The sequence below is a fragment of the Algoriphagus formosus genome (genome assembly GCF_002807035.1).
Lineage (GTDB): Bacteria > Bacteroidota > Bacteroidia > Cytophagales > Cyclobacteriaceae > Algoriphagus > Algoriphagus formosus.
This window is the reverse complement of the sequence record NZ_NIUC01000001.1, coordinates 567,805-579,647: the sequence shown is the minus strand read 5'-3', so window position 1 is coordinate 579,647 and position 11,843 is coordinate 567,805. Positions and strand designations below refer to the sequence as shown.

The window sequence follows — 11,843 nt, the reverse complement described above, 5'->3', positions numbered from 1 at the left end:
CATTATAATTAATCATTTGCCCATGAAATATTGCCTTGTGCTTTTTGCTGTTTTAGGCTTCAGTGTTCAGGTGCTGGCACAGTCCACACTTTACCAAACTGGAGAACAGCGCTTCTTGGATGATCAAACCGCTTTCTTTGAAAAGCAACTTTTTTCAGCCAGCCTGTATGAATCTGAAAAAGTCACCTCAAAAGATAATTACCTCGATCAATCCCGAGCAGCTCGTCTTTTAGCCGCACAGTCTGCCTTAGAATTAGAAAGTCCTGATGGGGTGGGCCTGATGAAGTCCTACATTTTGGACAATGGCAAGCATCCAAGTGTTGCGACAGCAGGCTTGTACCTAGGGGATCATTTCTTTTTTAAGCGTAACTACCGGGAAGCAATAGATGGCTACGCCTTGGTAAGCCCTGAGAATTTGGAAGTTTCCAAGAAGGCAGATTTACTTTTTAAGCAGGGTTATGCACATTTTCAATTGAAAAACTATGACTCGGCTGCGCCCTATTTTGATCAGGCAAAAGTACTTGGACAGGAGGTAAGCTTTGATGCTTACTACTACAGCGGTTTTATTGCGCTGCAGAATGGAAATAGTGCTAAAGCGATTCAAGATCTTCAAAATGCTGAAAAGTCACCTTTTTACAGAGATAAAGTCCCTTACCTTCTTGCTTCCCTGTATTATCAGGAGGGAAGCTTTACTCAGTTGATCAGCTATGCAGAAGAAAAGCTCAAAGGTGGAGCTAATCTTGAGCGCAAGGAAATGATCAATCTCTATTTGGCAGAGGCTTATTTTGAGCAAAAGAACTTTGCGAAAGCAGCTGAAAACTATGACGCTTTCATCAATGCCCGAAAGGGAGAACTTACACCCGAGCAGGTGTATAAAGGTGGAATTGCTCAATTTGAGATTGAAAACTACCAAAGAGCCTCAGACTATTTGAAGGTTTCCGCTTCTACAGCTGACGAAAAGGGACAAGCTTCTTCCTATTATTTGGGGCATGCCTATTTGAAGCTGGATAATTATCAGTTTGCCAGCACCTCTTTCAAAGCAGCTGCCTCTGCGGACTTCAATCCAAAAATCAAAGAGGAGGCACTTTTTAACTATGCCAAGTCGAATCTTCAGAAAGGAAGCTTTCAGGAAGGGATCTCTGGATTGGATCAATACCTGAATGAATATCCCACAGGGGCGTTTCGCTCAGAGGCTGAGACCTTGCTTTCAGAAGCCTTGATCAATACCAGCGATTATCTCCGAGCGATTCAGCAGATGGATCAAATCCAAAATAAGTCTCCGCGCATTCGGGAAGCTTATCAGCGGGTTGCCTTTTATCAAGCAATGGTCTATTTCCGTGACAAAAGATATCCTGCGGCAATTTCCTACCTGGATAAATCCTTGAATTTTCCAGTCAATAAGGACTTGATTTTGGAATCACATTTCTGGAAGGGCGAGATTTATTCTGCCAATGGAGAATTGGATAAAGCCATTGCCTCCTACCAGGAAGCGCTTCAGTTGGGTAGAACCACCTCTAGTGCTTATCTGACCAAAAGTCTATACGGTCTGGGTTATGCTTATTTTAACTCCAAGCGATACCGCGAGGCTGAGGCACAGTTCAAAACCTACACAGACCGACTGCGAACCCGTCAAAACAAGGAAAATTACGATGATGCCTTACTTCGATTAGGTGATTGCTACTATGTGCAAAAGCGCTTTGCTGAAGCAGAAAGTACTTTTCAGCAAGCGATTTCGGAGCGAAATGCGGGTATTGATTATGCCTACTATCGCCTAGGGGTTGTTCAGAATTTCCAATCAAAAAATAGTGCAGCATTGAGAAGCTTGGATCAATTGATCGCAGGCTATCCTAATTCACTGTATCTGGAAGATGCGCTTTTCCAAAAAGGTCAAATCCTGATGGAAGAGACCCAATATAGCGATGCAACTTTTGCCTTTTCGGATTTGATTTCGAAGCGGCCGAATAGTCCATTTGTTCCTTTTGCATTGGAAGGCAGAGCTGTAGCGAATTTCTCTCAGCAAAACTACGATCAGACGGTTCGGGACTATCAAACCATTTTGGATGAATTCCCGAATTCAGGAAATGCCGAAACAGCCCTAAAGGGTCTGCAAGAGACACTGGCACTGCAAGGAAGGGCAGGGGAGTTTTCAGGTTATTTGGATAGCTACAAGCGATCCAATCCAGAAAATGGTTCTGTGCAAGCTTTGGAGTTTGAATCAGCGAAGAGTCTATATTTTGAGCGAAATTTTGCTCAGGCGAGCATAGCATTTGAACGCTATCTGAGCAGCTATCCGGAAAGTAGTCAACGAGTGGATGCCCTGTATTTTATGGGTGACTCTTATTTCCAGTCAGGTAATCAAGATGATGCTTTGCGAGTATTCCGTCAGCTAGAAAGCGAACCCGCCTCTCCGCAACGCTTAAAGGCAATGCAGCGAATAGGGGAGATATTATCCGCGCAAGGAAATTATCCAGAGTCTATTCCGTACTTGGAAACTGCTGTTCAAAATGCCCGAAGTAAAGTAGAAGAGGCAGAGTCGCTGATGGCTTTATTGAAAGCTTACAATGAAACGCAACGCTATCAGGAAGTCATCACCACCGCAGAAAAATTGGAAAGCTTGGATGGTATTTTACCGGAATCGACTCCGAGGGCTTTACTCAACAAGGCCAAAGCACAATTTGCCTTAAAGCAAGATCAGGCTGCAGGGGTTACCTTGGCAGTTCTGGTAGATGAGTATAAGACGATAGAAGGGGCTGAGGGCTTGTTCCTTTTGGCAGAATCCTATCAAAAGCAAGGTCAGATCGACCTTTCAAATGACAGTATTTTTGAAATGTCCGGTCCTTTTGCCGATTTCGATTATTGGTATGGTCGGATGTTCCTACTTCTCGCAGAAAACTATTTGCTCTCTGGAGAGGATTTTCAGGCTAAAGCCACGCTTGAGTCTATCGTAGAAAACTCCACGAATGAGGAAATTAAGAAACTTGCTCAGGACAAACTCCAAACCTTGAACTAACCATGAGAAAATTAAAAATATTCTTCGCGGCATTGATTCTAGGAGCTCCTGGAATTGCTTCGGCACAAATACAAAATAGAGGGGAAGTTCAAGACCAGGAGTTTGTTATCCGAAAGGATCGGGTTTTGACTCTTCCGAATCAACCTCGTGTTTACGAGAAGCTACCCGTTTTGCCTCAACCGAAAGGGCTCAGTGATTTCAATTACACGGTCAATTTCTATGAGTTGGATTTACCGCCAGTTCAATTAAAGGCAGAGCCGGTGCAAAAGACCTATCGACGTGATATTGCTGATCGATACCCAGGGTTTTTGAAGGCTGGTTATGGAAATTTTGCCAGTCCTCTTTTGGAGGCTAGATTGATGGCAACTGAGGTGTATGATTGGAATTACTCCTTCAATCTGAAGCATCAAAGCTTTGGCAAAGGCCCCATTTTGGGGGAAGAGTCAAAAGAATCCCACACCAATCTCGGAGGGAATGCCAGTTACTTTCTGGACCAAATAGAAGTATTCGGAGGCCTTGAATGGGCTCAAGATTCTTATTCGTTTTACGGAATTGATACTTCAGTGATCAATGATCCTAATTTGGAATTTACTGGAATTCAGGGAAATGTCTTCAATACGATACGTCTTCATGCGGGATTCCGGGATATAGAAAAGGTCGGACCGATCTCTTACCAGGGTAAAGTCCACTTTCAAAATTTCAAGGATAGCTATCTCGCAAAAGAAACTGAAATTGGTTTGCAAGGAGAAGCAGTTTTTAGACCTTCTGATGATTGGTCAGGCTCTGTCAATTTATCATTTTTCAATACAAGTCCTGAGGACAGAGACTATGATGTAAGCAGAAATTATTTTGCTATCCGTCCTCAAGTGGTTTATCAATTGGATGCCTTCCAATTTACCGCAGGCTTAAATTTGATTTCAGAAAATGATTCTGTTCCGGGAAAATCCAGTGATTTTAGAATTTTCCCTCTTTTGAAAGCTTCCTATCAATTTGCCGATGAATTTGGATTCTTTGGGGAGTTTTCCGGTGATGTGATTCGAAATACCTATTACAGTTTTGCCATGGAAAATCCCTTCATCGGGCCATCTTCACAATTGCTAAACACCATTAATAATTACAAGGTTGCAGGAGGAATCGAGGGAATGGTTCAAAATACGGTTGATTACCGTGCTGGAATAGATGTCAGTAGATTCAATCAAATGCACTTTTTCGTGAATTCAGGAGCGGATACTTCCCGTTTTGAATTAGTGTATGATGATCGAGTGACGGTGTTTAATATCAATGCCGAATTAGGTTTTCGTGTCAATGAGCTATATCGACTCTCTTCAAGACTTGACCTTTTTCAATACGATATGAATCTTCAGGCAGAAGCTTGGCATAGGCCTACTTGGCAGGTAGGTATCAATAATCAGGTATTCCCTTTGGATGGTTTATTGATTCAGGCAAATCTGAATTTTATGGGAGGAATCAAGGCCCGTACCATTACTTCAAACCCTGAAGTCCCATTTTCTTCTGAGAAGCTAAAGACCATTGCAGATCTTCAATTGAAAGCTGATTACCAGATTACAGAAAAAATTGGTGTTTTTGTGGAAGGAAATAACCTTCTCAATGGCCAAAATGTGCGTTGGTTGAATTATCCGGTTCGAGGCGTGCAGTTGATCGGTGGAGCTTGGTTGAAGTTTTAATATTTTTGTGCTTTTTGATCAAATCAACTAGCTTCGTAACAAGGCAATTTCATTAGACTGTGAAGAAAAGAGAAAAAGAAACCTGGACCGATCCCAAAGACTTTGGGTTACCTTTTGTAGAAGTCAAAAAACTCAAAGAATTAGAGGAAAATATTAAGTCCAATTCTGAATCTCCTAACGAAGGCTCAGAAGAAAAAGTGGTATCTGCCTCAGAGCTACGTTCCAAGGTTCTTTCTCAAATTCCGCCAAAACCTGTTCAGGAGAAGGAGCCTCTTGATGAACTACCTGAAAGCTTCGAACCCAAAGAAATTGAGGATAATGAAGAGGCAAAAGCCGAAGAAAAGAAGAAGCTTCCTGAAAAATCCCCTGAGCTCCCAGCCAAGAAGTCAAGTTCTTGGGTGATGGTTGCGGCTTTTATCGGATTGCTTCTGATTTCTACAATTGTTTGGCAGTTGATGAAGGAAGAAAATTCATCTCCTGCACCGAATAATGAGCCATCTTCAGAGACTGTGGCTGAAAGCACGATTTCTCCAGAGACAGAGCCTGAAATTATTCCAAGCGAAACTCAAAACCAAGAATCTGAAAGTATTGATAATCAGGATTCTACAAATCTTATTTCCAATAATCCAAATCCACCTGCTCCCACAGCGGAATCTGGTACAACAATTGATCGTAAAGAGCTAGGTTCTTTGACGAGAATTGAGTCGAGAGGTGAAAGAGCTACCTATTATATCATTGTGGGTAGCCTTCGGACTGAGCGACTTGCCCTTGAAAAATCAGCTGAGTATCAATCCCGTGTTCCGGAGCTTTATTTGATTGAGCCATACGAAGATTCGCCTAATTATCGTTTGGCTTTAGGAAAGTACAATTCCTTCACACAGGCAAATAATGCACTCGCTGAGATCAAAGATGATTACACCGAAGCATTGTGGATTTTGAAATATTAATATGATCTTATTACAAACGCTCTCAACAGATTCCTTGGCGGCAGCCGATAGTCTGGGTATGAATGGTGCGGCCGAGCAAATCGGTTTGCTTGATCTTTTGATCAAAGGTGGGTATATGATGATCCCACTTTACCTATTGTTTATTTTGGCCATTTACATTTTCATCGAGCGATTGATGACTTTGAAGAAAGCTTCTAAAACTCCTGCTCATTTGCTTGATCAGGTGAAAGTCTTGGTGGCAAGCGGACAGGTTGAAAAAGCCAAAATGCTCTGTGCAGATGAAAAAACTCCCATTGCCAATATGATTGCAAAGGGAGTGGAGCGAATTGGTTCTCCCTTGAAAAACATTGAAGTTTCGATTGAGAACGTAGGGAAAATAGAGATCTACAAACTCGAAAAGAACTTGAGTCTTTTAGCTACTGTATCCGGTGCAGCCCCTATGATTGGGTTTTTGGGTACGGTCGCAGGGATGATTCAGGCCTTTATAGCCATTGCTCAAGAAGAGGGCATGGTTTCGCCAAAGCTCCTTTCCGAAGGGATCTATGAGGCGATGATTACCACCGCTACAGGTCTGGTAGTGGGTATCTTGGCTTATTTGGGATACAATTATTTGGTCACCCAGGTTTCCAAACTCGTTCACAGAATGGAGTATGCCTCGATCGAATTTATAGAACTCTTACAAGAAAAATAAGCATGGCACTTCAATCCAAACATAAGGTAGAGTCAGCTTTCAGTATGTCCTCCATGACGGATATCATTTTTCTTTTGTTGATATTCTTCATGTTGACCTCCTCATTTATTACTCCTTCAGGTCTTCCTGTCAATCTCCCATCGAGCGAGACATCGGACATAGCCTTGCAGGAGGTAACCGTTTCGGTCACCAAAGACCTCAAATATGCCGTAAATGATAAGGTGGTCAATCGGGATCAGATTAAGGCTGAATTGACTTCCTTGCTCAAAGGGAAAGATAGCCAAGTGGTCCTTCATATTGATAAGGAAGTCCCTGTAGAATACTTGGTAGAAATTGGCGGTATAGCAGCAGGCTTGGAAGCAAATGTTTCCATCGCCACAAAACCGTATTAAGATGGAATACTGGAACGCAGACAAAGTAGAAAGTCAAAATAAGAAGCGGGCGGGTATCATTACCCTCCTGGTGAATATTCTACTGCTGATTGCGATCTATTTTATTGTCGTGTGGAAACAACCTATTCCACCGCTTCCCACTTTTGGTTTGGAGTTGAATCTGGGCTTTACTCCGACAGGTTCCGGTAATATCAATAGCTCTAACCCGCCTTCTGAAACTCAAACTCCAGTAGTCGAAGCTGCTGCCCCGGGTGAAATTGCTCAGAAAGTCAGCCCCGAAGCTACGCCGACTCCCGCTCCGAAGACCGAGCAGGCAAAACCAAAGTCAAACCCTCAACCAACTGCCAATCAGGCGGTATCGGCCAAGCCCTCTCCTTTGAAAGGCGAAGAGAAAGCTACTGAAACAGTCAAAAAACCAGATCCTAAACCTACTGAGCCAGCAAAAACTGTCACTACTCCAGCTGAATCAAAAGCAGAAGAAACAGTTCAGAAGGCTCCCGAACAGCCAAAAATCAATGAAAGAGCGCTGATGGGTGCAGGTGGTACCAAAGGAAATGGAAATCAGGCTGCGGCTGGTGGAGCACAAGGTGATTCTAAAGAAAAAGGGGATGCAGGAGATCCAAAGGGTACTGTAGATGGTAGGGCTATTATGGGGCAAGGCTCAGGTCAGGGTACCAATTCCGGTGCTGGCTACAGTCTTGACTTAGCTGGATGGGATTTCGCAGCGAAACCCAATATCAATGACCAAGTTTCTACCCGAAGTGGTCGTATCGTCTTTAAAATCACCGTGGATGATTCTGGACGCGTAGTCCAAGCAGTTCCTTTGGAGTATAATGTATCCAATGAGGTCTTAGCATACTATCGTCAAGTAGTGAATAAAGTGTCTTTTAAGCGACAAGGTGGTACTGCTGTTGCTGATTTCTCTAGCGGAAAAATCACATTTATTATCAAGGTTGATTAAATCCATGACCTATCAAGAGGCCTTAGATTTTTTATACGCTTCCTTGCCTATGTTCCAGCGTGTCGGGGCGGCAGCTTTCAAGAAAGACCTTTCCAATACGCTCGCTCTTTGCAATCATCTTGGAAATCCAGAGAAGAAGTTTAAGTCAGTTCATGTCGCCGGAACCAATGGAAAGGGGAGTTCATCTCATTCCTTAGCAGCCGTTTTCCAAGCTGCAGGATACAAAACCGGACTTTATACTTCCCCTCATCTTAAGTCATTTACTGAGCGAATTCGCATCAATGGAATAGAAATTCCAGAAGAGGAAGTTGTCCGCTTTGTTGAGGCTAATCAAGCGTTTCTATTGGAGCTCAAGCCCAGTTTTTTTGAGATGACAGTCGGAATGGCTTTTTGGTACTTTGCTGAGGAAGCGGTAGATATAGCCATCATTGAAGTTGGGATGGGAGGAAGGTTGGATAGCACTAATGTCATTGAGCCTGAACTATCCCTGATTACCAACATTGGCTGGGATCACATGCAGTATCTAGGGGATACTTTGCCGAAGATCGCTGCAGAAAAGGCTGGAATTATCAAAGCTGACACTCCTGTTGTCATCAGCCAAAGCCAGAAGGAATGTGAGTCGGTTTTTCGCCAACTCGCAAAAGAGAGAAGTGCTCCAATTGTATTTGCTGATGATCACTGGAAGGTCAAAAAGAAAATTAAAGACCAAATTAAAAATGACAATTTGCTCTCGGTATCCTACGAGGTAGTTCATGATTTGGAGATATCAGAACTTGAATTCGGTCTCTTGGGAGACTACCAAGTATTCAATTTGCCCGGGATTCTCGAAAGTATAGAGAAGCTACGTAAAATGGGTTGGAACCTGAGCGATAAGGCAGTTCAAGAAGGGCTTTTGGAAGTGTCCCAACTGACAGGCCTGAAAGGTCGCTGGCAAATTTTGGGTAAAAATCCTTGGGTCATCACCGATACAGGCCATAATGAACCTGGGATTAAGGCAATTTTGGATCAATTGAAGACCTATCAATTTGACCAATTATGGATTGTCCTAGGAATGGTCAGCGACAAGGATATTTCGAAGGTATTGAGTTTGATGCCGAAAAATGCCCATTATATTTTTTGCGAAGCAAAAATCCCTAGAGCTATGTCTGCAAAAGAACTGGCTGAAAAAGCTTCTATTCAGGGCCTAAAGGGAGAAATCATTCCTTCTATTCCGGAGGCTGTCCGATTTGCAAGAAAAAAAGCCCAAGCGAATGACCTGATATTTATCGGAGGCAGTACTTTTGTGGTCGCAGAAATCGAAGATCTGTAGTTTCAAAAAGGATTAAAAGTTTTTTGGGTCTTTTTTATTTGGTCGGAGACTCACTATTTCAATGCAATCTGAATTTACACGATAGTAAATACTGGTTTGTTTACTGAAAACATATCTTCTTAATCCTTTCCTTTTCTTGGATTCAGGATACATTTCTGGTGCTTCAGAAATCAAATCAATAGCCCTTTCTAACCTTTGATAAATCTCTTTCGTTTTCTTTCGACCAAAATTTTGATCGATGTAGTCCAATATATCCAAAAGCTCATGCCTAGCTCGGAGTGAATATCGAATCGGGAGGCTCAATTCTAAAAATTATATTTTTCTTTAACTTCTGCATCAAGGGACTCCCTTGAGATGAAATTTCCTCTATCAAGTTGCTCCAAGGCTTGGTCGATAGCCACTTGATCTTCCTCGCTTATTTCTTCCCAAAAATCAGGTTTGTCCTCGATATTTAAGATTGTTTTGACTGCATTCAGCATCTCCTCATCATTGCTTTTTATGATTTCAGATATGATTTTATATTTCACCGAAATGTCCATTTGATTGTCTTAACGTGGTAAATAAAGATACGGATTTTTATGTAGAGCTGGTTTTCTAGATCAATTTCTTATTCCTTTTGGTTTACCATAAATTTAATAAAGAGGGGGTGAAAATGTTTTAGTCTTTTATCAAGAAAAATACTGTTTGATGAAGACCTTGATTTGAATTAGAAACTTTTGTTGGTAGGGGGCCTTCGGGATTTTCGGTTTTGGAGTGCTTTGCTCACCCGTTAAGAAAATGGCTTGGCTCCTGAGGAATCGAAGGAGACCCAGTCATTTTTAGGGGGGCAAAGCAAGACAAAATTCCGCTGCTCACGAATTGAAAATAAATAGGAAAATGCTTGCAGCGGAAAGAAAAGACTGGGGCCAAGACTTTTGGATACTTTTGGTCTTCAAAAGTATCAAATAAGAAAAGCGTCGGATATCATAAGAAAGGTTCGAAATTCCTGAGTGTCAAAACTATTCTTTTTAGCAAAGTACATTTTCCTCAAACGAGTTTCCTTTTAAAAAAACCTGGTAACACAAAATTTCTCCGATAAAAGTCTAAGTCTTTAGTGATTTTAATCAATCGAGGAAACTTTTGGTTGTTTCCTCATTAATTTAAGAGCAGAACCTTCCTTTTTTTATTATAGCGACATATAAATTCCATTTTGAGCAGTCTATAGGAAAGTAAAATTTTGAAAATCTAAAGCCCGACTCATTTCCGAAAAAAATGAGTAAAAATGACCTAATATTTATCGGAGGCAGTACTTTTGTGGTCGCGGAAATCGAAGAGGTGTAAATGAGTAGAAAAAAGTTGGTTCGCTTCAAGGCGAATGAAGAAAACCCTAACGTAGTACAAGAGGGTAAGCCCATTTTTGAGGAAATCAAAGGTCAGTGGCGAGCTAGGCAATTTCAAAACCAAAATCCTTTAGTCGTTGAATTGGCTTGTGGGAGGGGTGAATTCACAGTCGGCTTGTCTCGGGTATTCCCGCATCAAAACTTCATCGGAGTAGATATCAAAGGAAGCCGCATTTGGAAGGGGAGTTCTACCGCTACCGAAGAAGGATTGGAGAATGTGGCATTTCTACGAACTCAGATTCAGCTTTTGGATAAGTTTTTTGATCAAGGTGAGATAGATGAACTTTGGATTACCTTTCCTGATCCTTTTCCAAGGGATGGAGACGAAAAGCGAAGATTAACTTCTGATCGGTTTTTGGATATGTACAGACCTCTTTTAAAGTCTGGCGGAATAGTCCATTTCAAAACGGATAATACAGGACTATTTGATTTCTCTTTGAACTTGGTTCAATCCAGAAAAGATATAGAGGTTTTAGGTCACACGCACGACTTTTACCAAAGTGAATGGAAGGATGATCACTTCGGTATTCAAACCCGCTATGAGAAAATGTTTTCTGAAAAGGGAGAGAAAATCAAATACCTGAAGTTTCGTTTTATTGGATGAAATCCGGGTTTTTATAAGCAGGATTTGGATAGGTGTAAAAACCCTCACCTGATTTTTCACCGAGTTTTCCTTGATCCAGATAGGATTTTAGATGCTTGGCAAAGGCCACTGAGGCAGAATCTGTTCGGTTTTTGGTGACATGCCAAGCCGTATCCAATCCAATCGAGTCCAAAATTCCAAAGGGCCCCATTGGCATATGAAAGTTGACCATCCAAGACCGGTCAATATCATGGACACTACCGACTTCTCCGGTAAGCAATTTTCCGGCGGCACCGATCAAGGCTAAGAGCATGGTATTGAAAATGTAGCCAGGGTTTTCCTTTTGCACCAGCACGGGAACCTGATTAAGTTTTCTACCAAAGTCTTCTAGCATAGGAATCATTGCAGGATCTGTACCCGGATGAGGCATAATATCCACTACTCGAGAATAAAAGACATCATGAAAGTGGAAAGCACAAAACATCTCAGGTCTACCTGATTCTTCTGCAAACATAGATGGAAGCATGTAGGATGTGTTGGTGGTGAAGAAGGTCTTTTTCGGAGCAATTTTTCCGAACTTTCTCCAAACTTCTTTCTTTATCTCAACCTCTTCAGTTACACTTTCATTGACAATGTCGGCATCCTGAATCGCCTTTTCGGTATCGGTAGTAAAGTAAATCCGTGAAAGTATTTTTTCTTGGGCTTCCTTCAGGAGTTTGCCTTTTTCCAACTGAGACAAGATTTTTTTCATGGTCTGAAACCCGAAATCAAGCGCTTTTTCATGAATGTCATAAACAGAGACGGTGTAGCCTGAAATAGCTGCTTGAAGAGCAACGCGCGAACCCAAGGTTCCGGCACCAAGAATGCAAACTTTTTGGATGGTCAT

11 protein-coding genes are annotated in these 11,843 nt (G+C 42.0%); 8 read left to right on the top strand and 3 right to left on the bottom strand.

Features of this window, described 5'->3' with window-relative positions; translation table 11 throughout:
• Positions 1-22 precede the first annotated feature (22 nt).
• From CDH51_RS02615 to CDH51_RS02585, 7 genes are read left to right on the top strand one after another with little or no spacing between them, the layout of a single operon-like run.
• A complete protein-coding gene (locus tag CDH51_RS02615; RefSeq protein ID WP_100627117.1) occupies positions 23-3,010 on the top strand; it encodes a tetratricopeptide repeat protein in 2,988 nt (995 codons plus the stop codon).
• A 2-nt stretch (positions 3,011-3,012) separates the two neighbouring features.
• The gene (locus CDH51_RS02610) at positions 3,013-4,695 is read left to right on the top strand and encodes a TonB-dependent receptor (RefSeq protein ID WP_100627116.1); all 1,683 of its coding nucleotides are present in this window, start codon (positions 3,013-3,015) and stop codon (positions 4,693-4,695) included.
• Positions 4,696-4,754: 59 nt separating this feature from the next.
• The gene (locus CDH51_RS02605) at positions 4,755-5,642 is read left to right on the top strand and encodes an SPOR domain-containing protein (protein WP_100627115.1); all 888 of its coding nucleotides are present in this window, start codon (positions 4,755-4,757) and stop codon (positions 5,640-5,642) included.
• Position 5,643: 1 nt separating this feature from the next.
• Positions 5,644-6,333, top strand: a complete 690-nt coding sequence (locus CDH51_RS02600; protein ID WP_100627114.1) for a MotA/TolQ/ExbB proton channel family protein — start codon at positions 5,644-5,646, stop codon at positions 6,331-6,333.
• 2 nt (positions 6,334-6,335) lie between these two features.
• Positions 6,336-6,725 carry an ExbD/TolR family protein gene (locus tag CDH51_RS02595; RefSeq protein ID WP_026945802.1) on the top strand — a complete coding sequence of 130 codons (390 nt, stop codon included), beginning with the start codon at positions 6,336-6,338 and terminating at the stop codon, positions 6,723-6,725.
• 1 nt (position 6,726) lies between these two features.
• Entirely contained in the window at positions 6,727-7,686 is a 960-nt protein-coding gene (locus tag CDH51_RS02590) for an energy transducer TonB (RefSeq protein ID WP_100627113.1), read from the top strand.
• A 4-nt stretch (positions 7,687-7,690) separates the two neighbouring features.
• The gene (locus tag CDH51_RS02585) at positions 7,691-8,995 is read left to right on the top strand and encodes a bifunctional folylpolyglutamate synthase/dihydrofolate synthase (RefSeq protein ID WP_100627112.1); all 1,305 of its coding nucleotides are present in this window, start codon (positions 7,691-7,693) and stop codon (positions 8,993-8,995) included.
• Positions 8,996-9,007: 12 nt separating this feature from the next.
• On the opposite strand, the gene CDH51_RS20395 is transcribed toward CDH51_RS02585, so the two are convergent.
• Both CDH51_RS20395 and CDH51_RS02575 read right to left on the bottom strand, forming a co-directional pair.
• Positions 9,008-9,298 carry a type II toxin-antitoxin system RelE/ParE family toxin gene (locus CDH51_RS20395; protein ID WP_100627111.1) on the bottom strand — a complete coding sequence of 97 codons (291 nt, stop codon included), beginning with the start codon at positions 9,296-9,298 and terminating at the stop codon, positions 9,008-9,010.
• 2 nt (positions 9,299-9,300) lie between these two features.
• Entirely contained in the window at positions 9,301-9,522 is a 222-nt protein-coding gene (locus CDH51_RS02575; protein WP_232724728.1) for a hypothetical protein, read from the bottom strand.
• A gap of 793 nt (positions 9,523-10,315) precedes the next feature.
• Here CDH51_RS02575 and trmB point away from each other — a divergent pair.
• Complete coding sequence (gene trmB, locus CDH51_RS02570; RefSeq protein WP_100627109.1) at positions 10,316-10,978, top strand: tRNA (guanosine(46)-N7)-methyltransferase TrmB; 663 nt, start codon at positions 10,316-10,318, stop codon at positions 10,976-10,978.
• Here the strand turns inward: trmB and CDH51_RS02565 are convergent.
• Complete coding sequence (locus tag CDH51_RS02565) at positions 10,968-11,843, bottom strand: 3-hydroxyacyl-CoA dehydrogenase (RefSeq protein WP_100627108.1); 876 nt, start codon at positions 11,841-11,843, stop codon at positions 10,968-10,970. The two genes, trmB and CDH51_RS02565, sit on opposite strands and share 11 nt — an antisense overlap.